The sequence below is a fragment of the Marinicella gelatinilytica genome (assembly GCF_026410405.1).
GTDB classification, from domain to species: Bacteria; Pseudomonadota; Gammaproteobacteria; order Xanthomonadales; family Marinicellaceae; genus Marinicella; species Marinicella gelatinilytica.
On record NZ_JAPMLN010000014.1, the window covers coordinates 1 to 25,105 of the forward strand.

Annotated in this window: 26 protein-coding genes; 11 read left to right on the top strand and 15 right to left on the bottom strand. The window is 45.1% G+C overall.

Annotated features, from left to right (window positions below):
• Nucleotides 1-429: 429 nt before the first annotated feature.
• Nucleotides 430-1,611 (top strand): GGDEF domain-containing protein, encoded by a 1,182-nt coding sequence (locus OS173_RS09525; protein WP_267184052.1) that lies wholly within the window; start codon nucleotides 430-432, stop codon nucleotides 1,609-1,611.
• Nucleotides 1,612-1,815: 204 nt separating this feature from the next.
• Here OS173_RS09525 and OS173_RS09530 read toward each other — a convergent pair whose 3' ends face one another.
• Nucleotides 1,816-2,115: a type II toxin-antitoxin system RelE/ParE family toxin gene (locus OS173_RS09530; RefSeq protein ID WP_267184053.1), complete on the bottom strand. Its 300-nt coding sequence runs from the start codon at nucleotides 2,113-2,115 to the stop codon at nucleotides 1,816-1,818.
• A gap of 1 nt (nucleotide 2,116) precedes the next feature.
• Nucleotides 2,117-2,359 carry a type II toxin-antitoxin system ParD family antitoxin gene (locus tag OS173_RS09535; RefSeq protein WP_267184054.1) on the bottom strand — a complete coding sequence of 81 codons (243 nt, stop codon included), beginning with the start codon at nucleotides 2,357-2,359 and terminating at the stop codon, nucleotides 2,117-2,119.
• 280 nt (nucleotides 2,360-2,639) lie between these two features.
• On the opposite strand from OS173_RS09535, the gene OS173_RS09540 reads away from it, so the two are divergent.
• On the top strand, nucleotides 2,640-3,353 hold the full coding sequence (locus tag OS173_RS09540; RefSeq protein ID WP_267184055.1) for a ZIP family metal transporter: 714 nt from the start codon (nucleotides 2,640-2,642) through the stop codon (nucleotides 3,351-3,353).
• Between the two features lie 12 nt (nucleotides 3,354-3,365).
• Nucleotides 3,366-3,776 carry a GFA family protein gene (locus tag OS173_RS09545; protein ID WP_267184056.1) on the top strand — a complete coding sequence of 137 codons (411 nt, stop codon included), beginning with the start codon at nucleotides 3,366-3,368 and terminating at the stop codon, nucleotides 3,774-3,776.
• Between the two features lie 8 nt (nucleotides 3,777-3,784).
• On the opposite strand, the gene OS173_RS09550 is transcribed toward OS173_RS09545, so the two are convergent.
• From OS173_RS09550 to OS173_RS09565, 4 genes are read right to left on the bottom strand one after another with little or no spacing between them, the layout of a single operon-like run.
• Nucleotides 3,785-4,141 (bottom strand): hypothetical protein, encoded by a 357-nt coding sequence (locus OS173_RS09550; protein WP_267184057.1) that lies wholly within the window; start codon nucleotides 4,139-4,141, stop codon nucleotides 3,785-3,787.
• Between the two features lie 46 nt (nucleotides 4,142-4,187).
• A complete protein-coding gene (gene dinB / locus OS173_RS09555; protein WP_267184058.1) occupies nucleotides 4,188-5,264 on the bottom strand; it encodes a DNA polymerase IV in 1,077 nt (358 codons plus the stop codon).
• A gap of 4 nt (nucleotides 5,265-5,268) precedes the next feature.
• Nucleotides 5,269-6,534 (bottom strand): nucleotide sugar dehydrogenase, encoded by a 1,266-nt coding sequence (locus OS173_RS09560; protein WP_267184059.1) that lies wholly within the window; start codon nucleotides 6,532-6,534, stop codon nucleotides 5,269-5,271.
• Nucleotides 6,534-7,793 (bottom strand): 6-phosphofructokinase, encoded by a 1,260-nt coding sequence (locus OS173_RS09565; protein WP_267184060.1) that lies wholly within the window; start codon nucleotides 7,791-7,793, stop codon nucleotides 6,534-6,536. The genes OS173_RS09560 and OS173_RS09565 overlap by 1 nt, the downstream gene beginning before the upstream one ends.
• Nucleotides 7,794-8,005: 212 nt before the next feature.
• On the opposite strand from OS173_RS09565, the gene OS173_RS09570 reads away from it, so the two are divergent.
• Nucleotides 8,006-8,569: an adenylate kinase gene (locus OS173_RS09570; RefSeq protein WP_267184061.1), complete on the top strand. Its 564-nt coding sequence runs from the start codon at nucleotides 8,006-8,008 to the stop codon at nucleotides 8,567-8,569.
• Between the two features lie 7 nt (nucleotides 8,570-8,576).
• On the opposite strand, the gene OS173_RS09575 is transcribed toward OS173_RS09570, so the two are convergent.
• The 5 genes from OS173_RS09575 to OS173_RS09595 form a co-directional block, all read right to left on the bottom strand.
• Complete coding sequence (locus tag OS173_RS09575) at nucleotides 8,577-8,819, bottom strand: sulfurtransferase TusA family protein (protein ID WP_267184062.1); 243 nt, start codon at nucleotides 8,817-8,819, stop codon at nucleotides 8,577-8,579.
• A 262-nt stretch (nucleotides 8,820-9,081) separates the two neighbouring features.
• Complete coding sequence (gene groL, locus OS173_RS09580) at nucleotides 9,082-10,731, bottom strand: chaperonin GroEL (protein WP_267184063.1); 1,650 nt, start codon at nucleotides 10,729-10,731, stop codon at nucleotides 9,082-9,084.
• A gap of 15 nt (nucleotides 10,732-10,746) precedes the next feature.
• On the bottom strand, nucleotides 10,747-11,037 hold the full coding sequence (locus OS173_RS09585) for a co-chaperone GroES (protein ID WP_267184064.1): 291 nt from the start codon (nucleotides 11,035-11,037) through the stop codon (nucleotides 10,747-10,749).
• 127 nt (nucleotides 11,038-11,164) lie between these two features.
• Nucleotides 11,165-11,935, bottom strand: a complete 771-nt coding sequence (locus OS173_RS09590; protein WP_267184065.1) for an ABC transporter permease — start codon at nucleotides 11,933-11,935, stop codon at nucleotides 11,165-11,167.
• Complete coding sequence (locus tag OS173_RS09595) at nucleotides 11,932-12,855, bottom strand: ABC transporter ATP-binding protein (RefSeq protein ID WP_267184066.1); 924 nt, start codon at nucleotides 12,853-12,855, stop codon at nucleotides 11,932-11,934. Before OS173_RS09595 ends, OS173_RS09590 begins: the two co-directional genes overlap by 4 nt.
• Nucleotides 12,856-12,922: 67 nt before the next feature.
• Between OS173_RS09595 and OS173_RS09600 the strand changes: the two genes are divergently transcribed.
• The gene (locus OS173_RS09600; RefSeq protein WP_456085713.1) at nucleotides 12,923-13,099 is read left to right on the top strand and encodes a rubredoxin; all 177 of its coding nucleotides are present in this window, start codon (nucleotides 12,923-12,925) and stop codon (nucleotides 13,097-13,099) included.
• Between the two features lie 2 nt (nucleotides 13,100-13,101).
• Here the strand turns inward: OS173_RS09600 and OS173_RS09605 are convergent, their stop codons facing one another.
• Complete coding sequence (locus OS173_RS09605) at nucleotides 13,102-13,509, bottom strand: MerC domain-containing protein (protein ID WP_267184067.1); 408 nt, start codon at nucleotides 13,507-13,509, stop codon at nucleotides 13,102-13,104.
• A 167-nt stretch (nucleotides 13,510-13,676) separates the two neighbouring features.
• Here OS173_RS09605 and ubiG point away from each other — a divergent pair, with 167 nt between their 5' ends.
• The 5 genes from ubiG to OS173_RS09630 all read left to right on the top strand — a co-directional run bounded on the left by ubiG (nucleotide 13,677) and on the right by OS173_RS09630 (nucleotide 17,503).
• Nucleotides 13,677-14,405 carry a bifunctional 2-polyprenyl-6-hydroxyphenol methylase/3-demethylubiquinol 3-O-methyltransferase UbiG gene (gene ubiG, locus OS173_RS09610; protein ID WP_267184068.1) on the top strand — a complete coding sequence of 243 codons (729 nt, stop codon included), beginning with the start codon at nucleotides 13,677-13,679 and terminating at the stop codon, nucleotides 14,403-14,405.
• Between the two features lie 5 nt (nucleotides 14,406-14,410).
• Nucleotides 14,411-15,070 (top strand): HAD family hydrolase, encoded by a 660-nt coding sequence (locus OS173_RS09615; protein WP_267184069.1) that lies wholly within the window; start codon nucleotides 14,411-14,413, stop codon nucleotides 15,068-15,070.
• Between the two features lie 25 nt (nucleotides 15,071-15,095).
• Complete coding sequence (locus tag OS173_RS09620) at nucleotides 15,096-16,361, top strand: hypothetical protein (RefSeq protein ID WP_267184070.1); 1,266 nt, start codon at nucleotides 15,096-15,098, stop codon at nucleotides 16,359-16,361.
• A 306-nt stretch (nucleotides 16,362-16,667) separates the two neighbouring features.
• Nucleotides 16,668-17,081: a nucleoside diphosphate kinase regulator gene (gene rnk, locus OS173_RS09625; RefSeq protein WP_267184071.1), complete on the top strand. Its 414-nt coding sequence runs from the start codon at nucleotides 16,668-16,670 to the stop codon at nucleotides 17,079-17,081.
• A 29-nt stretch (nucleotides 17,082-17,110) separates the two neighbouring features.
• Nucleotides 17,111-17,503, top strand: coding sequence for a VOC family protein (locus OS173_RS09630; protein WP_267184072.1), 393 nt, complete (start codon nucleotides 17,111-17,113; stop codon nucleotides 17,501-17,503).
• A gap of 73 nt (nucleotides 17,504-17,576) precedes the next feature.
• Here OS173_RS09630 and OS173_RS09635 read toward each other — a convergent pair whose 3' ends face one another.
• The 3 genes from OS173_RS09635 to OS173_RS09645 all read right to left on the bottom strand — a co-directional run bounded on the left by OS173_RS09635 (nucleotide 17,577) and on the right by OS173_RS09645 (nucleotide 24,072).
• Nucleotides 17,577-20,522 carry an HzsA-related protein gene (locus tag OS173_RS09635; RefSeq protein WP_267184073.1) on the bottom strand — a complete coding sequence of 982 codons (2,946 nt, stop codon included), beginning with the start codon at nucleotides 20,520-20,522 and terminating at the stop codon, nucleotides 17,577-17,579.
• Nucleotides 20,523-20,647: 125 nt separating this feature from the next.
• Nucleotides 20,648-22,297 (bottom strand): Na/Pi cotransporter family protein, encoded by a 1,650-nt coding sequence (locus OS173_RS09640; protein WP_267184074.1) that lies wholly within the window; start codon nucleotides 22,295-22,297, stop codon nucleotides 20,648-20,650.
• Between the two features lie 143 nt (nucleotides 22,298-22,440).
• The gene (locus OS173_RS09645; RefSeq protein WP_267184075.1) at nucleotides 22,441-24,072 is read right to left on the bottom strand and encodes an AbgT family transporter; all 1,632 of its coding nucleotides are present in this window, start codon (nucleotides 24,070-24,072) and stop codon (nucleotides 22,441-22,443) included.
• A 172-nt stretch (nucleotides 24,073-24,244) separates the two neighbouring features.
• Between OS173_RS09645 and OS173_RS09650 the strand changes: the two genes are divergently transcribed.
• A complete protein-coding gene (locus tag OS173_RS09650) occupies nucleotides 24,245-25,051 on the top strand; it encodes a M90 family metallopeptidase (RefSeq protein WP_267184076.1) in 807 nt (268 codons plus the stop codon).
• Nucleotides 25,052-25,105 lie beyond the last annotated feature (54 nt).

Genomic DNA, 25,105 nt, shown 5'->3' on the forward strand with positions numbered 1-25,105 from the left:
CACACCTACGTCCTGTAGGCGACTAAGCGAAGCGCATGGACGCCGCCAAGGATGGCGGTGTTAGAATCGAGACCGGATCGGAGATCGAGGAATCTTCTCAATTTAGTCAGAATTTTAAACTTTGGGAGATATCTCCACTCGCTTCGCTCGGTCGATATGACAACATTTGTTTTGGTTTCTTCCAAATGCACCACGGGTATTAATTAGAGTAATTGTTATTAATTCCTAGAAGTAAGCTTTAATATTTGAAACCGGAAGTAGGTCGAATGCTAAAACAAAAAATCCGCGATCTACATGTGAATAGGGTAAATCATGACAAATTATGCGGATATATACTAAATTAGCTATAATGCCAATTAAGTTACGGGTTAATAGCAGGTTTGATTATTGCGTTGCCCCTGATTATTCTTCTCAGCAAGTAAGTTTTTTATGAATGGTATAAGCATTCTAACGGTTGATATTGTCACCATGGCGTTTACCCGTGGCATTATGCAAATGATGCTGGGCGGCTTGTTACTTTATTTGGGGAGTGGCCGGCTAAATGATCGGGCAGCGATATGGTGGGCGCTGGGTTTTTTACTGAACGGTGTCTCATTATTTGCTTTTTCAATTGATGTCCCGGAAGCCTGGGAGTTATTTCGAAACACCTTAAACCACTTATCTATTGGTGCAGCATCAATCTTTTTCTTGATGGGCTTTTGGCAATTTAGTAATCAGCCGATAAAACCCTGGTTGTTGATACTTTTGATGGTTTTTCCGCTCACCAGCATTATTGCCTGGGAGATTTTATGGCCCAACGCCCGCTACCGCGTACTTTGTACGGTCTTAGGCCAGGTGGTGTATCTGATAGCCTTACAGCAAGCCCTTGCTGCGCCATTACGGACCGAACTTGCACGAATATTCCGGCGCTTACGTTATGCGGTTATTATTTACCTCGTTATCTTTATTTGGTCGTATGCCAGCCTTATTGAGATTTTACCTACCACCGCACGCCAGTCCTTAGATTATCACCGGTCGATATTTACCATCGCTTCGTTATTGTTTATGCTGACCCTGGCTGTTGGCTGCCTGGTACTGAAATTCGCATCCTTGGCAGCACGCAATTCTGATTTGGCGATGCGCGACTGGCTGACGGGTTTACTTAATCGGCGTGGCTTTTTTAATCAAATTGAATCCGGCAATCAGGCGAATAAAGACAGCAGCGCCATCAGTCTGTTGGCCATCGACATTGATCATTTTAAGAAAATTAATGACCTTGAAGGTCATGCGGCAGGCGATTTAGTCCTCAAACGATTTGCAGCATTATTAAAGTCTTTTGACAACGACAATCGGCTGATAGCACGCATGGGTGGCGAAGAATTTTTGGTCACCTTATATGATTCATCCGAAGCCGAGGCCTTGGCATTGGCTGAAGATATTCGCCGGCAAGTCGAGCAAAGTAAGGTGTTACTATCAAACCAAAAAACGATTCAGTTCACCATCAGTATCGGTGTCTATCAGCTAGGTCAGCACGAAAAAATTGAACAGGGACTGACCCAAGCCGATGAAGCTTTATACAAAGCAAAAAGACAAGGTCGAAATCAGGTTGTTATCGGGAAAAATCTGAGCTAAAGGCCTAAAACAACTAAAATAGACTGATAAGAATGATGGTTGAAATAAGCCGAAAAAATAGAGCGGTTGCTTGAGTAGGATGGGCTCGGCCCATCAATCACTTATTATGGAGCTGTAACTATCACCAATCGAAATCAATAACTTACGGATTACATTTTTTTGATTGGCAAGGCCTATCCTACGGTAATTACAATCTGGCAGTAATTAAGGGCGATAGAATAACGCTTTATCAGGATTTTCCATATTCAGAATACGGACAATTGTAATCTTGCCAGTTTCTGAGAGGTAGTAGATTGAATGTTTGCCATAGACACTTCGTCGGTATCCAGATCGAATGTAATCAACGGATTGATAATGTTTTGGATTTTCAGCAATATTTTCAAAGTGTTTTTGCATTCCTTTGACATAATTAAGCGCTTGATTGATACCAAACGTTTCAATCCCGTACTCAAACAAACGTTCGAAGTCCGCATCGGCGGCTTCGCTTAATCTGTAGACTGACATATCATTTTTTTTTGGCAATAACGGCTTTAATGATGTCATCGGGTGTGCGTGAGCTAATGCCACTTTGCTCACCTTTAATCAATTCTGCTCGCAAGGCTTCAAGTTCACTGTTACGCTGTTGGTCACGTCGAATTAAATCACGAACGTACTCACTTTCATTGGTAAATTGTCCATCCTCAACGCGAGACTTAATCCAGTCACCCTGTTGGTTGGTTAATGTAATGGTTTTTCGAATTGTGGCCATGATGTGTCTCAATAATCATACTTTTGATGTAGTATAGCACAAAAATGATAGATTCAATGAGGATGAAATATGTCCCGTAGATGGGTTCACCCAATCAATTATAATGTCCCTGTTACAATCACCAAACGAAACCATAAACTTACATTTGTTATTGATGGGCGGAGCCCATCCTACGGTGCTTGGTTGTAGTTATAGGTCATACGCTGCGATTGAAGTTACAGTTTATTATGATGTAAAGAGACAATTTGTGTCCGTTTAATAACTGCGCTAAACTGAATCAATGAATGAATGGATAGTGATACTTTTACTGACTTTATTAGCCGGTGTCGCGATTCCTATTGGCGGGACGTTGGCGGCGTTTGAAAACATTCGTCGTGATTGGCTGAAAAATGAACTTCGACATGGCGTGATGGCCTTTGGTGGCGGGGCTTTATTGGCGGCGGTGGCGTTGGTGTTGGTGCCGGAGGGTAGTAAGGACTTGCCGATTTGGGCCACGGCTTTGAGCTTCATCTTGGGTGGTTTGGTGTTTATGGCTTTGGATATTGTCCTGGCCAAAAACCAAACCTCCGCCAGTCAACTGGTGGCGATGTTGGCAGATTTTATTCCCGAAGCCCTGGCTTTAGGGGCCACCTTTGTGATTGATAAAAAAGTTGCACCCTTATTGGCCGGGATTATGGCTTTGCAAAACCTACCCGAAGGCTTTAACGCTTTTCGAGAGATTAAAGCCTCAACACAATACAGCGCCAGAAAAATTATTGTTGTCTTTATCTTGATTGCCTTTTTGGGTCCAATCGCCGGTTTATCCGGTTATTGGCTGTTGAGCGATTTCCAGGAAATCGTCGCCGCCATTATGCTGTTTGCCGCCGGGGGCATTACCTACATCATCTTTCAAGACATCGCACCGCAAGCCAAGCTCGAATCCCATTGGTCACCACCAATCTTCGCTTTACTGGGCTTTTTACTGGGTCTGATCGGGCAGCAATTAACCGGTTAGGAGTCTAAATTCATGGCTTTAAATTTGACAGAAGTTGATAGTGTACAGATTCTCATTAAACATAAAGCCAGTTGTCATTGTGGTGCGGTCGAACTTGAATTGAGTTTGCCTGATGGATTAGTCGATATCAGATGTTGTGATTGTTCCTTGTGCAGAAGAAAGGGCGCCATTGTCGCCTCTGTACCACTCTCTGAACTAAAAATACTCAAAGGTGAAAAAAATCTCAGGTTGTACCAATTCAATACAAAAACCGCTAAGCATTATTTTTGTTCTATCTGTGGCATCTATACCCACCATCAGCGCCGGTCAAATCCGGATCAGTACGGCTTTAATGTGGCGTGTTTAGAAGGTATTAACCCGCTTAAGATAGACAATGTACCCACCTATGACGGTGTTTATCATCCGGCGGATCATGATGCTTAAAATCAAAATTAAGCCGTTTCATTTTGATACACCGAATAATCCCGGGGTTGGAATGTACTGGTCCGGCTCATTAATAAGACCACCAGGGTGAAATAAACAGATTGCACCACATCTTTCAGTCCATGCAGATTTGCCCAGAACATCCACATATTTGTGGTCATAAATAAATTAGCAGCAATCCAACCAATTACCAATACCTGGCATATCAAACGAATTTGGGCTGAGTGGTCAAGGCTTGACTGATGCGGGTCTGTTTTTTTGCCCTTGATTTGAAAGAATATCATCACGAAGAAAAACAGATTCAGTCCACCTATATAGAATAGATTCCATAAGCCGGCGAAGCCTTGAAAAGGGTGATAATGCATATAGATGATCGTCAACACCAGTATCAGAGCAAAGAGATCAAGTCATTCAATTAATATCAAACAAATCTCCCTGATGGGTCGTTAAGGGGTTTTGGTATTGAAAGCCAAGGCCCAATAAGCGCACCGGCTTTCCTTGTCGGTGCCAGGCGGTTTTGATCAGTTCCTGGAAGGTTGTGAGGTCGGGTTGGTGGCCGATGGCCTGGGCGGTGGTGGTTTGGAAATCGCTGAAGCGGACTTTGACGTAGAGGGCTTTGATGAGGAGCGGGACATGACTTTTTTTCAGGGCGCGTTGGTGGCGTTCTAATAATAATTCGTATAAGCGAGGGATAACAGCCTGACAAGCAGTGAGATTGGGCAGGTCGTTCATAAAGGTGTCTTCGATGCTGGTGGATTTACGAATCCGTTTTGTTTGCACCGGTCGGTTGTCGATGCCGCGGCAGTAGTTAAATAAGGATAAGCCAAAGCGGCCGAAGTATTGTTGCAGTTCGCTTTCAGTGAGTTGTTGCAAATCGGCACAGGTGTGCAGGCCGAGCTTCTGCATTTTCTGGTTGGTGACGGTACCGACGCCGGGGATTTTTTTGACCGCTAAGTCTGTCATAAAGTCATCAATGGCATCGGGTGTGATGAGTTTCTGGCCGTTGGGTTTGTTCCAATCACTGGCAATTTTGGCTAGGAATTTATTGGGCGCGATGCCGGCAGAGGCGGTGAGATTGTGTTGTTGTTCAATGTCCCAGCGTATAGCCTGCGCCATTAAGGTGGCACTGCCGCGGCAATGGTCTGAATCGGTGACATCTAAAAAGGCTTCATCCAGTGATAAGGGCTGAATAATCTCGGTGTAGTTTTTAAAGATATCAAAGATTTCAGCGGAGACCTGGCGATAGACGTCTGAGCGCACCGGCTGAATAATCAGATCCGGGCAGAGTTTCAGGGCTTTGGCCATCGGCATGGCCGAATGGATACCATATTCCCGTGCTTCATAGGAGCAGGTGGCGACCACGCCGCGTTTATGCGGTTGACCACCGACAGCAATGGCTTTACCGGTCAGTTCAGGAAAATCGCGGACCTCAATGGCGGCATAGAAGCAATCCATGTCGATGTGGATAATTTTACGGACAGTTTCCATGGCCTTACAGGCGGGCGTCAACCTCGGATTTGGGTAGCAGACCTTTTAAATCAAAAACCAGGCCGTCTTCGGCGCAAAAATGTCGGGGTGAAAAGTTTTTTTCTTTAAAACAATCATGGGCCACCGCCAGCAACACCAGATCATAGCGATCGGCTTGTGGCTTTTGGGTGAGTGCAATGCCGTACTCCTGTTCTAAATTAGCCGCATCAGCCCAGGGATCGCAGACATCAACCTGGGCATGGTAGCGTTCCAGCTGGTCTTTAATTTCAACCACCCGGGTGTTGCGCAGATCCGGGCAGTTTTCTTTAAAGGTCACGCCCATGATTAAAATGCGTGCTTTAACGATGTGTTTGGAGTGCAATGCCATCAGTTTTAAAATACGTTCAGACACGTAGCCGCTCATGTTTTCATTTAAGCGTCGTGCGGTGGTAATCAGTTGTGGGAAGTAACCGCTTTGCTGGGACTGATGAATCAGGTAATAAGGATCAACGCCGATACAATGCCCGCCCACTAAGCCGGGTTTAAAGGGCAGGAAATTCCATTTGGTGCTGGCGGCGGCAATCACATCGAGGACATCGATATCCATTTCATGGAACATCATCGATAATTCGTTCATAAAGGCAATGTTGATATCACGCTGGGTGTTTTCGATGGCTTTGGCGGCTTCGGCGACTTGGATGGTCGGTGCCATATGGGTGCCGGCGGGGATGATTTTTTGGTAGATTTGATTAATTCGTTCAGCGGTTTCCGGGGTGGAGCCGGCCACCACTTTAACGATGGTTTGCAAGGTGTTGACCTTGTCGCCGGGGTTAATGCGTTCCGGGGAATAGCCCAGGAAAAAATCTTTATTTAAGCGTAATCCACTGGCGTTTTGTAAGGTGTCGGCACAAATACCTTCGGTGGCGCCGGGATAAACGGTGGATTCATAAATCACCACATCACCTTTTTTTAACAGGCCGCCAATGGTTTCGCTGGCCGCCAGCAGCGGTGATAAATCAGGGGTGTGGTTACTGTCCACGGGTGTTGGGACTGTAATAATAAATACATTGGCATCGGCCAAATCATGGCTGTTGTCAGTCAGCTGAACATCACTGGTCGCCAGCTGCTGCGTACAGACTTCCCGAGTGTGGTCGTGGTGTTGTTTCAGTGCTTTAATGCGACTTGCATTCAAGTCATAACCCATGGTGGGGAAATGTTCAGACAAGGCCAAAGCCAAAGGTAAGCCAACATAACCTAAACCAACAACCGCAATGTGTGTTGATGCCGGCATCAGATATCAAAAGCCGGTAATTTTTGGGGCGTCAACTTCTTACTGAGTCGCACATAATGCGGCAGGCCGTCTTCATTAAATGGAGGAAAGGCTTCGCCTGCAATCAGCGGCTGTAAATAGCGGCGACAGGCCTCGGTTATACCAAAACCATCCTCGGTGATGAATTCTCGCGGCAGCATTTTTTCAACATTGGCCAAATCTTTTAATTCTGCGGTGGTGATATCCCAGGTATAGGGATTTTCCGTTAAGCGTCTGATGACCGGCATCACCGCGTTGCGACCCTCGACGGCCAATTCCATGGCGCGTTTACCAACCGCATAGGCTTGTTCCAAATCGGTTTTTGAGGCCAGATGCCGGGCTGAGCGTTGTAAGTAATCGCTGATGGCGTAATGGTACTTAAAGCCCAGTTCATCGCGCACCATTTGCGCAATAACGGTGGCAACACCGCCCAGTTGGGCATGACCAAAGGCATCCGTGGTACCGGCATCAGCCAGAAATTGACCGTCTTTGTCTTGCACACCTTCGGACACCACAATGGAACAATAACCATGGTTATCGACTGACCATTTGACGCGCTCTAAAAATGCGGCTTTGTCGAATGGGATTTCAGGAAACAAGATAATTTGCGGCGGTTCATCGTGGTTTTTTCCGGCCAGGCCTCCGGCGGCGGCAATCCAGCCGGCATGGCGGCCCATGACTTCTAAAATAAACACTTTGGTTGAGCTTTCAGACATCGATTCCACATCGAGACTGGCTTCCATGATTGAAGTGGCAATATATTTAGCGGTGGTACCGAATCCGGGGCAGGTGTCGGTGACCGGCAAATCATTGTCGATGGTTTTGGGTACGCCAATACACATCACATCCAGACCTCTGGCGTGAGCCATTTGAGAAACTTTGTGAGCGGTGTCGGAGGAATCGCCGCCGCCGTTATACAGAAAATAACCAATATTATGGGCTTTGAAGACATCCACTAAACGGTCATATTCGCGTTTTTGCGCGTCTGGGTCTTTCAGTTTAAAACGACACGAACCAAAGGCGCCGCCGGGGGTATGCATTAAAGTGGCAATCTCGTCATCCGTGTGTTGCGCGGTGTCGATGAGTTCTTCGCGTAAGGCACCGATAATGCCGTTTTTGGCGCCGAATACGGTACCCACCTCGGGTAAAGAACGGGCGGTTTGAATCACGCCACAAGCGGTGGCATTAATGACGGCTGTGACCCCGCCTGACTGACAATAAAGGGCATTTTTCTTAGACATGATATATTCCTGAATATTATTTTTTTTGGCTCACATATTGACTATATTAGCTTTGCGGTGTACTGTTAGCGCCTTTCTAAACAACACCTCAGCCCATTACAAGACGTGATTTCTTCAGGCAAAGATTTTAACTGAAAATGAAGTCACTTGCACCGCTGACTGCAAGATACCTTTATAATGGCAACCATAACGACAAAACAAGAGAGCTTTTTATGAGAATAGTTTTACTCGGCGCGCCCGGCAGTGGCAAAGGAACCCAAGCTAAACTGATTGTGAAAGAACGTCAAATTCCACATATATCAACCGGTGATTTATTGCGAGGAGCGATAGCCGATCAGACCGAATTGGGCTTGGCAGCCAAAAAAGTCATGGACGCCGGTGAGTTGGTATCTGATGAGATTGTCCTGGGCATGCTTAAAGACCGACTTAATCAGCCTGATGCCGCTAAAGGATTTGTGCTGGATGGTTTTCCACGCAATGTGCGGCAGGCCGAAATGCTGGAAGAGTTGTTGTCAGAACTGGACATTCAGTTGGATCATGCCTTATTAATTCAAGTTAACCCCGATGAAGTGGTGGCAAGAATTGCGAAACGTGCGCAAGAGGAAGGCCGGACCGATGACACCGAAGAAGTGGTCAGAAATCGCTTAGAAGTGTACCGCGAGCAAACCGAACCGGTGGCTGATTTTTATCGAAAGCAAGATATTGTGTCAGAAATCCACGGTACCGGTAGCATCGAAGAAGTGCATGACCGTATCCAGGCAGTATTTAGGTTTTAAAAAACAGTTAATTTTTAACGCCTTTTGTAATCACAAAAAGTTGTTGGTTCAATTGTTGAATTGGGCCAATTAATTTGTGTCCGAAACGTTCACACCACACCTGAAAATCTAATTCAGCATGCTCATCAGTCACGGCAATGCAGACTTGCTCACCGACTGATTTTTCATTGACCACAGTTTTTAATCGCAGTAAGGGCTGTGGACATAAAAGTCCTGTGGCATCAATGTCTATGTGGGGTATTTTGGTCATGCTGATAATTTATCATGAGACAAAAAAAAAGACCACAGGGGGGGGCGTGGTCTTTTAGTATTCAAGAGATTGAGAAAGGGGAAAAGGGTGTGTGTAAACTCAATCTCTCGACTTAGGTGTTAGTTTACCCATGCGTGCAAATAAAAACGTGATGACTATCACATAATTAAAATCAGCTCTGAAAAGATTGATTTAAATAATAAAAAACCCCGAACTTTGCAGTTCGGGGTTTTAACAACATCGTGGTTGTATGGTGACTGATTTACATCATGCCGCCCATACCGCCCATGCCGCCCATACCACCCATGCCACCCATATCAGGGCCGGCATCATCTTGCGGAAGGTCCGCAATCATGCACTCGGTGGTAATCATTAGGGCCGCCACAGATGCAGCGTGTTGTAAGGCGCTGCGGGTTACTTTGGCAGGATCTAAGACGCCGTCTTCAATCATGTCAACGTATTTGCCGGTTGCGGCGTTGTAGCCGTAATTGCCTTTGCCTTTTTTCACTTCGTTAAGAACCACTGAATCTTCTTCAGCACAGTTTTTAACGATTTGACGTAAGGGCTCTTCCATGCTGGTTAAGGTAATGGCGATACCGATGTTTTGATCTTCGTTGTCACCTTTCAAGTCTTTAATCGACTGTTGGGCGCGAATCAGTGCCACACCACCGCCGGGAACCACACCTTCTTCAACCGCTGCTCGGGTTGAATGTAAGGCATCTTCGACGCGGGCTTTTTTCTCTTTCATCTCAACTTCAGTGGCAGCACCAACTTTGATTACCGCAACACCGCCGGCCAATTTAGCGACACGCTCTTGTAGTTTCTCTTTGTCGTAATCGCTGGTGGCGTCTTCGATTTGTTTACGCACTTGGTTAACGCGGGCATCAATTTCTTTGGCATCACCGGCACCATCGATGATGGTGGTGTTGTCTTTATTGACTTGGATTTTCTTAGCAGAACCCAAATCCTCAAGCTCAACTTTATCCAATTGTAAGCCAACTTCTTCAGAAATTACGGTACCACCGGTTAACACAGCGATGTCTTCTAACATGGCTTTACGACGATCACCGAAACCTGGCGCTTTAACCGCACAGACTTTAACGGTGCCGCGCATGTTGTTAACCACTAGAGTGGCCAGCGCTTCGCCTTCAATGTCTTCAGCGATGATAAACAGTTTTTTACCGGTTTTGGCAACGGCTTCTAATACCGGTAACAATTCACGGATGTTGGAGATTTTTTTGTCGTGTAATAACACAAACGCATCATCTAATTCCGCTGTCATGGTTTCTTGGTTCGTCACAAAATAAGGTGACAAGTAACCACGGTCAAACTGCATACCTTCAACCACATCCAACTCGTTCTTCAAGCCAGAACCTTCTTCAACAGTGATTACCCCTTCTTTACCAACTTTGTCCATGGCATCAGCAATGATTTTACCGACTGATGCATCGGAGTTGGCAGAAATGGTGCCCACTTGAGCAATGGCTTTTGAGTCAGAGCAAGGGGTGGCTTGTTTCTTAATGGCTGCAACGGCTTTTTCAACGGCTTTATCGATACCACGTTTTAAATCCATCGGATTGCGACCGGCGGCCACGGCTTTTAAGCCTTCGCGAACAAACGCCTGGGCTAAAATGGTTGCTGTGGTGGTGCCGTCACCGGCGACATCGTTGGTTTGCGAGGCCACTTCTTTGACCATTTGCGCACCCATGTTTTCGAATTTATCTTCTAATTCGATTTCTTTGGCCACTGAAACACCGTCTTTAGTCACCAGTGGTGCGCCGAAGCTTTTTTCTAAAACCACGTTACGACCTTTAGGTCCTAAAGTCACTTTAACGGCGTTGGCTAAAAGGTTTACACCGCGAGCCATCTTGGCACGGGCATCTTCCGAAAATTTGATTTCTTTTGCACTCATAATTTAGTTCTCCTGTTAACCAATGATTCCAATAATGTCTTGTTCTTTCATAACGACAAATTTTTCGCCATCAATCTTCACTTCATTGACATTAAACTTGTCTTCAAATAAAACTTTGTCGCCAACTTTGACTTCTAAGGCTTTGACTTCGCCATTATCTAAAAGTCTGCCGTTACCAACTGCCAACACTTCGCCAATGACAGGTTTTTCAGTGGCAGAACTTGGCAGTACAATACCGCCTGGCGAGGTGGTTTCCTCTTCTAAGCGTTTTACAATCACGCGATCATGTAAAGGACGTATATTCATTGATTGAACTCCTCAAAATTAAAAATAGATTTATTTTTTGTTTGCACACCGCAGCGGAGGCCTTGGTGCTTAGTTGGTTGACATATTGGGTTGCCGGCTTTTTAATTCAAGTGGCAAACGAAAAAAATTAACTTCGTAAGCCCCAACCTTTATGCAAAATCAGCAGTGAAAAACCACCCAGTATCGCCACAAAAGTCAAAATTAGACCATAGGCCGCATAGATATTGATATCTGAAACACCTAAAAAACCGTACCGAAAGGTGTTGACCATATACAAAACCGGATTAATTTTTGAAACACCTTGCCAGAATTCAGGCAGCAAGGAGATGGAATAAAACACCCCGCCTAAATAGGTGAGTGGCGTTAAAATAAAGGTCGGAATAATGGCAATGTCATCAAACTTTTTAGCAAAGGCGGCATTAATAAAGCCCGCCAAAGAAAATACAATGGAAGTGAGCACCACAGTTGATATCACAATCCAAATATTATGAATCTGAATTTCCGTAAAAAACCAAGATATCGCGATGACAATGATGCCGACCGAGATACCCCTAAATAAACAACCACCCACATAACCGACCAGAATGGCCCAATTTGGCATCGGTGAAATCAGTAATTCTTCAATGTGTTTAGCGAATTTAGCACCGAAAAAAGAAGACACCATATTACCGTATGAACTGGTAATAACCGCCATCATCACCAAGCCTGGCACAATAAAAGACATGTAATCAAAGCCATCCATCTCACCAATCCGCGAACCGATTAAATTACCAAATATAATGAAATACAAGGTCATGGTAATGGCCGGAGGCAGTAAAGTCTGTGTCCAGATTCTGATAATTCGATTGATTTCTCTGCGCATCAGGGTTTTGATGCCGACATAGGTTGAATGACTCATGATAATGCTCCTTTGTCGCCGGTCATGGCGACGAATAGTTCCTCTAAACGGTTGGCCTTATTGCGCATTGATGTGACTCGGTAGCCGGATTCATCTAAGATTTTTATCACTGAATTTAAACATTCACTTCTGGCAATTGATAGTTCAATCGAAGCATCGTCTTTTAAAGTGGCGCCAAGTTCTTTTAATAAAGAATCAGCCGGTGTTTTATCCAAATCAAATATAAAGGTCTCAATATCGAGGGTTTTGATGAGCTCTTTAATGGTGGTGTTTCGGACAATTTCGCCATGGTCAATAATGGCGATATTCTTACACAATTGTTCCGCCTCTTCCAGATAATGGGTGGTTAGAATAATGGTGGTGCCGGTGTTGGCGATGTCTTCCAAAAACAACCACATGGAACGACGAATTTCAATATCGACACCGGCAGTGGGTTCATCCAGTATTAATAGCTTAGGCTCATTAACCATCGCCCGTGCAATCATCAAACGGCGTTTCATGCCACCTGATAAACCCCGTGAAACCGTGTCTTTCTTATCCCATAATTGTAATTGCTTGAGATATTTTTCGGTTCTTTGTTCGGCTATTTTTTTGGGTATGCCATAAAAACCGGCCTGATTACAGACAATGTTAAAGGGTGTCTCAAAGGTATTAAAGTTAAACTCTTGCGGCACCAGACCAATCATTGATTTCACCGCTTGTCGATCTTTGTCCAAATCTTTACCAAAGACAGTGACTGTGCCCGAAGTTTTATTGACTAAAGAGGACACAATGCCAATTAAAGTGGATTTACCGGCACCATTGGGTCCCAAAAGTGCAAAAATTTGACCGGCGTCTACCTTGAGATCAATGCCTTTGAGGGCTTGGGTGCCGTCATCGTAGGTTTTGACTAAATTGTTAACTTCGATTGCGTAACTCATAAAACTGTTTATCTCGGTTGAAAAAGTACCCATTCATCCACATACTGATGTCAGCTGAATTTAACTGATGATTATGGAACCCGAGTACAAAAAATACATTTGTGTCGTTTGTGGCTTTATCTATGATGAAGCCGAAGGTTGGCCGGAAGACGGTTTAGAGCCCGGCACCCGCATGGAAGACATTCCCGACACTTGGATGTGTCCCGATTGCGGTGTCACCAAAGAAGATTTCGAACTTCTTTAAGCTTAATGCTCACAACTGGCTGTGTGTTCGTGTTTAACGCAGCCACAACGCCGGTAATTCCGCCAGTGAGCTGCCACCATTAAACAACCACCTACTACATACAAGGCAGATTCCAGCCAGACACTGGTCCATGGTTCTGTGACAATGGCTAAAATCAAAAAACCCAGGCCGGCCGATGAGTAAATCAACACCCGGCCATCATGATGCTGTTTCCAGCCGTGGGCAATCGACCAAACCGCCAAAGCGGCAATCACGGTAAACCAAAACCAACCATGACCAATGTGTGCCCAATCAGGCAAAACCACCGAAATGCTCAGTAAAATCGGAAATAAAGCACAATGCACGGCACACAATCCGGAGATTAAAATCCCGAGTTTGTCAGCGGTTGGTTTGATGTTGGTTTCTGTCATTGTTAAAGAATGTAATCTCAGCGCGTCATGATACCAGATATGGGCGTCATCTGTCGTTAATCAAGTCACCAAGAAAACCTGTATTTGCGCTGAAACTCCACCTTGAGATTCCCAATTCTTCACACAAGTGTGTAAAATAAGGTGTTTCTCCAGATTGAAATAGCGTGATGACCATGGAAGCCAACCATTTCCCCCATGAAATAGAACAATTTGACCAACAAGCCGCCTTTTGGTGGGATGCCGATGGCCCTTTTAAAACCTTACACCACATTAACCCGGTTCGGGTTGGTTATATGCAAGGCATGGTGGAATTTAAGGATAAAAAAGTTCTGGATGTGGGTTGTGGCGGTGGTGTATTGAGCGAAGCGTTGGCGGCATTGGGTGCGCAGGTAACCGGCTTGGATTTGGCGGAAAGTTCATTGCAAACCGCAAAACTGCATTTATTGGAATCAGGTTTAGACGTGGATTATCAAAACCAGGACGTGGCAACTTTTAGTGAAGCCAATCAAGGCCAATTTGATGTGGTGTGCTGTTTAGAGATGCTGGAGCATGTACCTGATCCAAAAGGTATTATTACATCCTGCTTAAAAGCCTTAAAACCCGGTGGTTGGTTATTTTTATCAACCTTAAATCGCACCCCGAAAGCCATGATGCTGGGGATTTTTGCCGCAGAGCATGTGCTGAAACTGATTCCCAAAGGCACCCATCATTTTGAGCAATTTATAAAGCCTTCAGAGTTGGTACAGATGCTGAAAGACACGGACACTGAAATCAGAGACATCAGCGGTATGCGCTATAACCCCATGACAAAATCGGCAGTCATTGATGGCAGTGACTTAAACATTAATTATCTGATGGCAATCCAAAAAATCGACACCACATCGGATAGCCAATAAAAAATATGCCTTACCGCGCAGTCCTGTTTGATTTAGACGGCACCTTAATTGATACCGCCACCGATATGTTGCTGACTTTGAGTCAGTTGGCTGATGAGCACCAGCAGCCACATAACATTAATATTGCCGATTATCGGGGTTTTATAACCCATGGTTCTGCGGCCCTGATTGAATCTATCTTTGGCCGGCCGCCACAAGCAGAACGCGATCGCTTACAAAAACGATACCTGGATTTGTACCAGCAGAATTTGAATAAAAACACCCAATTGTTTGCAGGTGTCGCCGAGTTATTGAATCACCTTAATCAGGTCAATATACCGTGGGGCATTGTCACCAATAAACCGGCCTGGCTGGCGCGACCCATTGTCGAACACCTGCCTGAATTAACCGCCGGACAGGTGTTGATATGTGCCGATGAAATCGGGCATTCAAAACCACACCCAAAACCCATTACCCGGGCTCTGGAAAGTATGCAAATTAAAGCCGATGAAACGCTTTATTTGGGTGATGCTGAAAGTGATATTTTAGCTGCCCATGCCGCCGGCACCGCATCAGCCATTGCCTTGTGGGGCTATCTTCACGACCATGACCAGCCCGAACAGTGGCAAGCTCATCACATATTTAACAGTCCGCTTGAACTTTTGGCGCTGCTTCAAGCCAAATAAAAACCACAGCAAACTTCGAAAACATATGAAAAACCTGATCACCTTAGTTATCTTAGCGTGCAGTATTTTGTTCGCAACCACAGCCCACACCGTTGAAGCCCTGTCCGAAACGGATGCCTTAAAAAAACAGCTGGATAAGGTGCAAGATTTACAATCACGCCATGCCCTCATAAAAAATAAAGCAGATTTAATCTACTATGAAAGCATCACCTATCCTGAATTTCCACTCAATGCCTTTAGCAATGAACATATTCGTCAGGATTTTATCCAGGGTTTACGGTTTTCTGATAAGGGTTTGATTCGGTTTAATACCCATATCATAGAAACACTCGACTATGAAGATGCCTATAAAGTCTTGGCATTGTTTGGGCAATCTTTTTTAGCCGAGCATATTGTTTCAGCGGACAATGATGATAAAAGCCCGCCGAAAAAACCCTATCTGAGTAATGCCGAATACCCGTTATTGGCCCAATTACGTGCCATCGATAACCGAGATGATTCAGATGTGTCAGATTTAGACAGAATGGCTGATTTTAGGGGTTTTTATGACAACATACTGACGCCTTCGCTTGCAGAAAAAAACTGCTTGCAACGTGGACATCATGAAACCCTTGCGGTACTTCAGATGCTCTACACCATTAATTTTTACCGCAATGATTCGGACATTGCTGATTATCATTTAGCCTGCTTTAATGATTATGTGAGTCAATTCCCCAAGTCCAAATACATTCCTGCTGTGGCCACGGATGTCTATAAATCGCTGCTCAGTAGTCGTCAACTGACAGCCGCTCAACAGTTACACCGGCAGTATCCTGAAATGATTGTCGGTGACTTGCCGAGTATTCAAAGCCAAGAAATTAAAGGACCTTCCGTTTATCGCATTGCTGCGGATGAATCCGGCTTAATACAACAAGATTTCACTCTTAAAACTGAAACAGAAGTTATTGTCATCGCCCATCCATACTGCCAGTTTTGTCAGTTATTAATAAAAGACATCGTGGCTGATGAAAAGCTGTCAAAGTTTTTCAAAAAACATTCCAGATGGATTGCCAGTGAAAATTACTTAGACCACATCGATGCCATTGCCGAATGGAACAACAAATACCCAATGGCGAGATTAGACATTGCCTATTTAAAACAGGATTTTAACCAATTAGATGAATGGGGCACCCCAGCCATATATTTTTTAAAAGACGGTCAAGTGCTCGATAAATTAATCGGCTGGCCGGAACAAGGTCACCAACAAGACTTAATGACCTATATCGACAAATATTTTCCAAACGATCAATAAGCAGCACCCTAATTGTTGCCAAATATGACCTCAATGGTATTACAATAGACACCATTGATACATGGGCTAACAGCCACAACTTATAAGGGGTTAGCTAGCGGTTGCTTTATTTGTAGCCATTAATAGAGACCTTTGTATAAATCTGGGTCAGTGGAAAAAGAGCTAAAATTGCACCAATCAAGGCATGAAACGCAGTCTAATACGCCGTTATTAGTCAGTTTCATAACGCAGAGTGGTGCAATTTAAGACTTTTTAACTCGATTCACCATTTATGAAAAGGTCTCTAACCAATAAACGAGGATTATCGTGAGTAATTTACCAAACATTATAATTTCCAAGACCGATGCCAAACGCTTGGAAGATTTATTAGACGCCGTGAGCGGCGACAACACGCCGATTGCCGATGCTTTGGATGCCGAAATCAGCCGTGCCGATATTGTCGAGTCCAAGGATATGCCGGCGGACGTGGTGACCATGAATTCAAAAGTTAAGTTTAAGGTGTTATCCAATAATGAAACTTTTTGTTTAACTTTGGTTTATCCAAAAGACATGAAAGACAGTGGCGAAACCATTTCTATTTTAGCGCCTGTGGGCAGTGCCTTACTGGGTCTAAAAGAAGGCGACACCATTGAATGGTCAAAACCTGGCGGCGGATTGCTTAAAGTGAAAATTGAAGAAGTGCTCTATCAACCTGAGCGAGAAGGTGAAATGCACCGATAGAATTTATCGGTGTCTATATCGATTTTCATATGAATTTAAACCAGGTCACCATTCCGGTCAGTGATTTAAAAAAAGCCATTCATTTCTATCAGCAGCTTGGTTTCATTCTAATTGTCGACTCATCGCAATATGCCCGCTTTGAATGCCCTGAGGGTCATGCCACATTTTCACTGTCACTTGAAACAGCGCCCTTTCACAATGGCGCTGTTATCTATTTTGAACATGAAAAATTAGATCAATGGGTTGCTGAACTTAAGAAAAAGGGCATTGTCTTTGATCAAGAGCCAACCGATCAAACTTATTTATGGCGAGAAGCTGTTACTCTTGATCCCTCCGGCAATAAGGTTAAACTCTACTGGGCCGGTGACAATCGACGATTTCCGCCCTGGCGCGTTAAAAAAGAAGACAAAAAGAGCGGCTAAAAAACGCACAAGTCGTTTAATAGCCGTACTTTCCATGCAATAATAATCGGTAGTATCTTTAGTCCTGTCCCATCTATTCAATGGGTTCAAAACCATCAATAAAAATTATATCCGGATTGCCGGTGTAAAAGCGCACATCCACCCGTTTAATATTACCTTGATGATCCGCCACTTCGGCGCGTATATGTCGCTCTGTTGTATCGACAGGCAAGGCGGTTGTTATAGGAATATGATAAATGCCATCACCGCTGTTCACTGCCAAACCACTTAATTCACTTTCAGCAGGCTGGCCGTTGACCATAAAATTGGCTTTAATAGACAGTGTTGACAAGTCGATACCGGAGTTGGCGTCAGCCAGACCTAAACGAATCATATTAACCGGCGTTGGGTTGTAATTGGGTCGCGGTAAACTGATTGACAGGGTGGGTTTTAAGTCATCTAAAAACCAACCGAAACCGGGATTACCGCGAATCTCAGCGGTATCTATCGGTGCACCCAAATCAATCCAGCGGGCGATGGTCATTTTTTGCTCTCGGCTTAAATCACTCATGCCGCCGGCCGGGTGGGCACTACTTGGGATAAAATCTAAATCAGCCAAATTTGGATTGGCACCAGTTGGTAACGAAGTGGCATCGCCGGGAATGGCGGCTGTGGGATGATCGCTATTGAGCCAACCATCTAAGCGCTCGCCAAAAACTTTCCAGGTCAGCAAACTACGCCGACTTTGGAATTTACGGATATAGCGGCTGGCATTGGTTTGCCGCCAGACACCGTTATGTATGACCGGTGGATAACCGTAATCAGCAGATTCATCTTTCGCTAATCGACGGTAATCACCGGGTAAATAATCCTCCAGGCTGTGATCAGTTAAATTTAGATTGCCGGCGTTTTGATTGCCGTTATGGCAACTGACACAGTGGTTTTCTAAAATGGGTCTGATGTCCTGATAGAATTCCACATTGACTACTTTTTCGGGTTTATTTTCAAGTTCATTTTCGCCTTGATTGTTAACCTTGATAAAGGGTGTGGTTTTCGATAAGTCCCAGACCGGATAATCAGGCAAACTGGCGGCGGTACCGGCAAAATCCAAGGGTTGTTGGCTGTGCGCATGGCAGCCACCGCAATCGGTGCGCACCTCGCCGGGCCTCACCTGATGCCAGGTTTGCGACATATTCAGCACCATACCGTTGCGATCAATGGTTTGGAAAGTGAATGGCGTGTCAGCGGGAATTTTCACCAGAAAGCTGGTATCCGGATTGCCTTCTGCATCCAGAATCGGAGTGCCGTCAGGGTTTTCTTTACGCACCGGGATTTCACCCATAATGCGCAGCCGTTCATTGGCATGGTTATAAAAATCAGTGGAACCGCTGGGGGCGTGATTGGGTCCATATCGACGGTGGGTATTGGGTTCCATGGCCAGTAACCGAATCGCCCAGATATCGCTGTTGTCGTATTTACCGGCTTCGGCACCTTGCCACAACCAATTACTGCTGATGCGGTTTTGTGAGGTATTAAATGGGTCTAAACCATCAAAATGATCAGAACCGCGACCGGGAGAGGTGTCGCGCTTGTAGAGGCTGCTTGAACCGACTAAACCATAGGGTGTGCCGGCCGGTAGTTGCGTATTAAGCTGGCCATCATTGGGCAACCATTCGCGGCTGGCCGGTTCCGGAGTGCCATGGATGGCTTGCCAGGGCACCACCGCTCTGGGCCAGACTTCGTTATAATTGGGGTCATTTTTAATCAGCACCAAGTCTTCGGGCTGCCATACTTGCGCTGAGTTTTCTATCACATATAAACCGCCGTCATAATAGGGAACAGTTGTGGGGCGATTGAGGTCGTTGGCCGGGCCGGGTGTCCAAACCACCAGTAAATCATTATTCGGTGCCGCGGATGGCTGGGTAAATTTACCGACGCGATCGACGCCATTATTGCCGATGGGTGCGGCGCTGTCGCCGGGATGGGTCATGGGTGTTACGGCTGAATAACCATAAGGTGTAAAGGAAAAGCGAAAAGGATAGGGCCCGGTTTGCTGGCTAACGGTTTGTTCAATGGCTGGATTTAACTCCGGAAAAGGACTACCAAATTGGGGCTGATTTGTGGGTCGGTCCACCGGAAATTTATACAAAGCCCCAAAGCCATTGTTATTCAAATTGTAGTACTGTTCCACCACAATCTCCCCGGATGAGATTTGCGTCATAAAGTGAAAGGCATTGGGTGACGTCATGGCACTGACCAAAGGCTGCCAATGTCGACCATCGGGTAAAATGGTCCAGATAGCCCATAAGCGCAGATCACGAATGCCTTGGGTTTCCAGGGTTGAGAACATCAAGCGTCCATCATTTAATATGGTTGGGTGTAAAGCACTGCCAATGGTCATCGGTGCGATGGCTTCGACATTGGAACCATCCACATCCATCCCATACAGCTGCATATTGGGATTGGTGTAACCTCGGGGTGGCACAAAACCATTACGGTTACTGGTAAAAGCCAGCTTATTGCCCGGTAACGGCATCGGACCTAAATTTAAAATACCGTAACCTAAACGGTTATAGCTGCTATCCGGGTTTAAGGGATTGCTTTCATCCCAGTTGCCGGCACCGGTATTGGGGGTAAATTCACCATGGGTTAACTGCTGAATTTGTCGGGTCTGTAAATGCATGCGGAAAATATCGGCACCCTGATAGGGTAAACGACCCCGCTGAGTATTGAGGTTATCCGGGCTAACATCATGAAATAAACTGTAATAAACCCATTGCGCATCGAAGGAAATAACCGGGTCGGTGACACTGCAGACCTCACAGTCAATCAAAGTCTCCTCACTGCCATCGGGGTGTAGCAGCATTAAATCAGCGCCATAATCAATCCTGCCGGGATGCGCGATTTCCGGCCAAATGGTATTAACCGTATCACCGAAACGTGGTTGTTTTACATACACAATATCATAATCAACAACGGCTGAATGACTGTTAAAACCAACAACCAGGATCAGGCAAAGAGCTAAAATTTTATATGTCATTATTTGTCCTAAAACTTATTATGGCTTAAGAATAAAATGATAAAGCGAATCTAAATGAGGCAGGAGTCACATTTTGCATCATTGCACTGTCGCGCTAATATACATAGTATCTTAAAACGTGATGATTAGGTATTATCGCCGTTATCAGAATGATCCAGCAATTTAGCTTGTTGGTTATGGGAATCGACGTGATTTAACAGGTGAATGGCTTTCAGCCACTGTTGAATCATGTAAAGTTGTTCACGCATAATATCTAAAACCGCCGTCATGGTGTTAAATGATATTTGTCCGCGAGAGCCGAGATTAAGGAGTTTGCTTTTAGCCTCGTCATGCTCAGCTTTGACCTGAATTTGGAGTTGATCGAGGTCAAAATCCGATAATAAGTCCGTGTTCAATAAAACACTGTCTTTGTATAAGTTTATAGCCAGCTTAAAATTGCCTAATTCAGTGTCATCTAAGCGTTGATATTGGTGATAAATGGTATTAATGGCTTGTGCGCAAGTCAGTAAATACTCATCAATGCGCAATAACAGCACCAGCTGTTTTGAGGTGTTTTCTGATAAGGCGTGTTGCTCAACAACCACGATAAATTCAGAAATCTGTTTAGATAAGTCCGTGATAATCCGGAGTTCTTCGGCCATAACCGTAAGTGATTGAGAAGTTTCAGTAAATTCAACCTGTGGTAATGTCCGAATACGATCAACATTGTCTTTGAGTTCCAGAATTAACGCATCAATGGCCAGTGTGGGCGACAGCGCAATGGCGCTATCAAGGTATTTGGATTGTGTGGGATGGGCTTCAAGCGATTTAAAACGATTTTCCAGAAAACCTGCCAGCTTATTGTTAAAAGGTAAAAAGCACAGCACCCCAATAATATTAAAAGTGGTGTGAAATAAGGCCAGTTGAATGCCCACGGATAAATCTAAATTAAAATGGAGGCTTAGTTTTTTTAAGAGAAAGACCAGCAGTGGTAAAATAATAAAAGCCACGCAGGCGGTGGTGGTGTTTAAAATCACCTGAGCCCAGGCCACCCGTTTGGCATTGGCGGTGGCACCGATGGTTGTCAGCAATGAGGTCGAAGAAGTACCAACGATAGCGCCGATAACCATGGCGGTGGCCGCATACAGTGTCAGCATTCCGGAAGCAGCGGCGGTAATGGTTAAAGCAATGGCGGCACTGGATGACTGGGTTAATAAAGTCATGACAACGCCCACTAAAAAGAACACGGCCATGGCGGTCAGACCTTCCACTTCAATTGAGCTGACATCAAAACCACTGACGATGCCCTCAAAGGCACTTTTCAAGGTATCGATACCGACAAAGAATAACCCAAAGCCCACCAGAGCCAGTGCCAAAGATGACAATCTGCCTTCTGATTTTCTAAACAAACGAATCAGCATACCAATGCCAATCATCGGTAACGCCACCGCCTGGATATTAAATTTAAAACCAACCACGGCCACCAGCCAGCCGGTCATCGAGGTACCGATATTGGCACCATATATGATTCCCAGGGTTTGGCGCATAGACAATAAACCGGCATTCACAAAACCGATGGTGGCAACAATCACGGCACTGGATGATTGCACAATGGCGGTCATTAAAATACCTGCAGACAGACCGCGCCAGGTGGAATTGGTCCAGGTGGCTAATATATGGCGCAACGAGGCACCCGCGGCCAGTCGCAAGCCATCGGTCATCATGCCGACAGCCAGTAGGAATAAGCCCAGGCCACCCAATATTAAACCCGATATATGTAACAATTGTGCAGTCATGATAGTACGTTTGCCTTACTCATCGGATTGTGATTAATCCATTCTTCTGGTGGCTATAAATCATACGATAATTGCCGCGCAAAAGCGATCAGCTGATAAAGCTGAATTGCGATCTTTACCCGAAGATCAGCCCACCATTTTATTTAAGGCGTGTAATAAGTGGCCGCTCCCGGTCCCACCGGAAAGCCAATAACAAATACCCACAAATAAAACAGCAAGGTCCAACCGACAAAGAACACGATGTTATATGGCAACATGGTGGCAATCAGTGTGCCAATACCCAAATCCTTTTTATAGCGACAGGCCATGGCCAGAATCAAACCGAAATAACTCATCATTGGGGTAATGACATTGGTCACAGAGTCACCGATGCGGTAGGCGGCCTGAATGGTTTCCGGGGCATAACCGACCAGCATCAACATCGGCACAAAAATCGGTGCAGTCACCGCCCATTGCGCCGAAGCGCTGCCCAGGGACAGGTTCACCATGCCGCAGAGGATAATAAAAAACAGAAAAATAATCGGTCCGTCTAAGCCCAGACTTTGAATTAAAATCGACCCTTTGATGGCCATGACCGTGCCTAAATTTGACCATTTAAAAAACGCCACAAATTGTGCCGCGAAAAATACCAGGACAATATACAAACCCATGGTGCCCATACTTTTACTCATGGCATCGATGACATCACGGTCATTTTTCATGGTGCCGACTACTTTGCCGTAAACAAAACCGGGAATGGCAAAGGTGATAAAAATAAACACCACGATGCCTTTTAAGAACGGTGAGCCGGCCACTTCGCCGGTTTCTTGGTGGCGCAAGATTCCCCACTCAGGAACGATGGTTAAGGCCAATAAACCACACAAGATTAAAAAGCTCAAACCGGCCATTTTTAAGCCCTTTTTTTCTTGTTTAGTGACGCCTTCAATTTTTTGTTCACCCAAATCAATACTGGCTTCACTTTCGTCATACTTGCCCAAGCGTGGCTCAACAATTTTCTCCGTAACAAAGGTCCCCAAAATGGCAATTAAAAAGGTGCTGACCACCATAAAGTAATAATTAACTTCTGCGCCAACAGAATAAGTCGGGTCAATCAAGCGGGCGGCTTCTTCAGTAATTCCGGACAATAATGGATCCACCGTGCCTAAAAACAAATTGGCACTGTAACCGGCAGACACACCGGCAAAAGCCGCCGCCAAACCGGCCAAAGGATGTCGGCCTAAAGAATGAAAAATCATGGCGGCTAAAGGTATCAGCACCACATAACCCAGCTCTGAAGCGGTATTGGAAACCACCCCGGCAAACACAATAGTCAGCGTGACCATGCGTTTTGAAGCACCCATCACCATGGAGCGCATACCGGCGGATAACAGCCCCGAATGTTCTGCCACTGAAACCCCGAGCAAGGCCACTAAAACCGTACCCAAGGGTGCAAAGCCGGTGAAGTTTGTCACTAAGCCGGCAACAATCCGCCGCAAACCTTCGGCAGAAAACAAAGACACCACTTCGATGACACCACCTTCAACCCTGCTACCTTCAGGACGTGGATCGACGGCGCTGATACCAAGCCATTCAGCGACACCGCTAAACAGAATAATAAACACACAAAATAGGGCAAACAAAGTCACCGGATGCGGTAATAAGTTACCCAACCACTCAACAAAAGCCAGAAACTTAGCAAATAAACCGCCGGATTTTTCCGGTGGCTTGGGTGGCTTGTTCGGTAATTTTTTATGGCTGGTTTTGACGCTTGTGTTTGACTCAGTTTTTGAATTCATCGCTGGTGGCTTTTAAACAAAAGGGTCTATTCTTCACCAACAGTCGTGAATTTGCAATAAAAGTTGCTTAACTCATACCTAATCACATAACTTAAAGTGCTATGATGCGCTATCAAAAAATATATAACACCACCCTTATTATTCGATATTTCATAGGATTTACCCCTAAACCATGAGTACATTTTATTTATATGTGGCCCTGATATTAGTGACCGTATTCGGGATATACCGCTATCATAAATCTCGAAAAGCCAAGAAACGGCAGTTACTTTTTACTCTGGATACGCCCAAAGAATGGCTGAATTACATCGAAAAAAATGTCGCCATTTATCACTTTTTACCAAAGGATCTGCAGCGAGAATTATTAGGTCACGTTCATGTCTTTGTCGCCGAAAAATACTTTACCGGCCATGCCGGTTTAGAAATTACCGACGAAATCCGCGTCACCATAGCGGCGCAGGCTTGTTTATTGCTGTTAAATCGTAACACCAATTATTTCCCGCATTTAAAAACCATACGCGTCTATCCCGGCGGTTTTAAAAACCCAAAACACGAAGACAAATTAGGCCATCATCTCGGTGAATCCTGGCTTCGAGGGCCGGTGGTTTTATCCTGGAACGACGCTATTGAAGGTGGTCAGGATGCCGAAGATGGCAGGAATGTGGTGATTCATGAATTTGCCCACCAATTAGACCAACTCGATGGCGCCGCTGACGGCAGGCCTTTAATCAATCATGCCCATCTAAAAACCTGGAGCAAAGTCATGAGCAAAGAATTCAAAAGCCTCCGCGTCAAAGCCAAACTCAGAAACCATGCCTTTTTTGACTATTATGGCGCCACCAACCCCGCCGAATTCTTCGCCGTTATTTCCGAGCACTTCTACGAACAACCGAAAACCTTCCGGGAAAAACACCCCGACCTTTATGAATTGTTGGTGGATTACTACAAGGTTGATCCGGCGACTTGGTTAAGAAATTAGAAAAAATGCTTTGTAAATTGAACTCTCTCTTAACCGAGATAAGTTAGAATCAGC

Excerpts from the sequence above, each read along its gene's own strand:
- OS173_RS09525 (WP_267184052.1), top strand. The coding sequence starts at position 430 with ATGAATGGTATAAGCATTCTAACGGTTGATATTGTCACCATGGCGTTT.
- OS173_RS09530 (WP_267184053.1), bottom strand. The coding sequence starts at position 2,115 with ATGTCAGTCTACAGATTAAGCGAAGCCGCCGATGCGGACTTCGAACGT.
- OS173_RS09535 (WP_267184054.1), bottom strand. The coding sequence starts at position 2,359 with ATGGCCACAATTCGAAAAACCATTACATTAACCAACCAACAGGGTGAC.
- OS173_RS09540 (WP_267184055.1), top strand. The coding sequence starts at position 2,640 with ATGAATGAATGGATAGTGATACTTTTACTGACTTTATTAGCCGGTGTC.
- OS173_RS09545 (WP_267184056.1), top strand. The coding sequence starts at position 3,366 with ATGGCTTTAAATTTGACAGAAGTTGATAGTGTACAGATTCTCATTAAA.
- OS173_RS09550 (WP_267184057.1), bottom strand. The coding sequence starts at position 4,141 with ATGCATTATCACCCTTTTCAAGGCTTCGCCGGCTTATGGAATCTATTC.
- dinB (WP_267184058.1), bottom strand. The coding sequence starts at position 5,264 with ATGGAAACTGTCCGTAAAATTATCCACATCGACATGGATTGCTTCTAT.
- OS173_RS09560 (WP_267184059.1), bottom strand. The coding sequence starts at position 6,534 with ATGCCGGCATCAACACACATTGCGGTTGTTGGTTTAGGTTATGTTGGC.
- OS173_RS09565 (WP_267184060.1), bottom strand. The coding sequence starts at position 7,793 with ATGTCTAAGAAAAATGCCCTTTATTGTCAGTCAGGCGGGGTCACAGCC.
- OS173_RS09570 (WP_267184061.1), top strand. The coding sequence starts at position 8,006 with ATGAGAATAGTTTTACTCGGCGCGCCCGGCAGTGGCAAAGGAACCCAA.
- OS173_RS09575 (WP_267184062.1), bottom strand. The coding sequence starts at position 8,819 with ATGACCAAAATACCCCACATAGACATTGATGCCACAGGACTTTTATGT.
- groL (WP_267184063.1), bottom strand. The coding sequence starts at position 10,731 with ATGAGTGCAAAAGAAATCAAATTTTCGGAAGATGCCCGTGCCAAGATG.
- OS173_RS09585 (WP_267184064.1), bottom strand. The coding sequence starts at position 11,037 with ATGAATATACGTCCTTTACATGATCGCGTGATTGTAAAACGCTTAGAA.
- OS173_RS09590 (WP_267184065.1), bottom strand. The coding sequence starts at position 11,935 with ATGAGTCATTCAACCTATGTCGGCATCAAAACCCTGATGCGCAGAGAA.
- OS173_RS09595 (WP_267184066.1), bottom strand. The coding sequence starts at position 12,855 with ATGAGTTACGCAATCGAAGTTAACAATTTAGTCAAAACCTACGATGAC.
- OS173_RS09600 (WP_456085713.1), top strand. The coding sequence starts at position 12,923 with ATGATTATGGAACCCGAGTACAAAAAATACATTTGTGTCGTTTGTGGC.
- OS173_RS09605 (WP_267184067.1), bottom strand. The coding sequence starts at position 13,509 with ATGACAGAAACCAACATCAAACCAACCGCTGACAAACTCGGGATTTTA.
- ubiG (WP_267184068.1), top strand. The coding sequence starts at position 13,677 with ATGACCATGGAAGCCAACCATTTCCCCCATGAAATAGAACAATTTGAC.
- OS173_RS09615 (WP_267184069.1), top strand. The coding sequence starts at position 14,411 with ATGCCTTACCGCGCAGTCCTGTTTGATTTAGACGGCACCTTAATTGAT.
- OS173_RS09620 (WP_267184070.1), top strand. The coding sequence starts at position 15,096 with ATGAAAAACCTGATCACCTTAGTTATCTTAGCGTGCAGTATTTTGTTC.
- OS173_RS09630 (WP_267184072.1), top strand. The coding sequence starts at position 17,111 with ATGAATTTAAACCAGGTCACCATTCCGGTCAGTGATTTAAAAAAAGCC.
- OS173_RS09635 (WP_267184073.1), bottom strand. The coding sequence starts at position 20,522 with ATGACATATAAAATTTTAGCTCTTTGCCTGATCCTGGTTGTTGGTTTT.
- OS173_RS09640 (WP_267184074.1), bottom strand. The coding sequence starts at position 22,297 with ATGACTGCACAATTGTTACATATATCGGGTTTAATATTGGGTGGCCTG.
- OS173_RS09645 (WP_267184075.1), bottom strand. The coding sequence starts at position 24,072 with ATGAATTCAAAAACTGAGTCAAACACAAGCGTCAAAACCAGCCATAAA.
- OS173_RS09650 (WP_267184076.1), top strand. The coding sequence starts at position 24,245 with ATGAGTACATTTTATTTATATGTGGCCCTGATATTAGTGACCGTATTC.